The sequence below is a fragment of the Pseudomonas sp. 32_A genome (assembly GCF_017490905.1).
Classification (GTDB): Bacteria; Pseudomonadota; Gammaproteobacteria; order Pseudomonadales; family Pseudomonadaceae; genus Aquipseudomonas; species Aquipseudomonas inefficax.
Window position 1 is genome coordinate 1 of record NZ_JAFGYI010000140.1, and the last position, 567, is coordinate 567.

The window sequence follows — 567 nt, forward strand, 5'->3', positions numbered from 1 at the left end:
GCCGCACCTTGCGCATGGCCTTCATCGAGCCAAACTCGAAGTCATCGATATTGCGGCGCATCCGGTCCCGCGCCTCGGCGATCGACGCATTGGCCTTGTGCTGCAACTCCCGAAGGTGCGCACTCTGCAAGGCGTAGTACTCGCCCAGCTTCATCTTCACTTCCAGTTCGATCAGGTGCACGCCGTTGTAGAGAAACTGCGTGACGCTGTTCAGATGCCGCACGGCCTTCTGAATGCCAGGCGACAGACAGGGCGCCAGCCGCTGACTGGCTGCATTGAGCGCACCCTGCGTTTCAGCAATGGCCTGCTTGAGGGTATTGCGCATGCGCAGGCCGGCGTCATCGCTGGCGATAATCTTGCTCAGCATGCCGTAGAGCTTGTCGCTGTCGTTCCAGTTGATCGCCTCTGCGGCGGAAAAACTGGGTAGCAGGCCGGCCAGCAGAGAGCGATCCCGCATCAACAACGCGCGGTAGGGCGGGCTGTCCGGGTCCTGCAGCCATTTCAACCAGAGCAGTTCGCTGGTGCCGGAAGCGGGAACATGCGGTTCAAGGCGGGGGACGACAGCTT

1 pseudogene is annotated in these 567 nt (G+C 61.6%); it reads right to left on the reverse strand.

What is annotated here, in order from left to right:
• Nucleotides 1-567 (reverse strand): annotated as a pseudogene (locus J5M58_RS25970) (hypothetical protein); the annotation flags it as partial.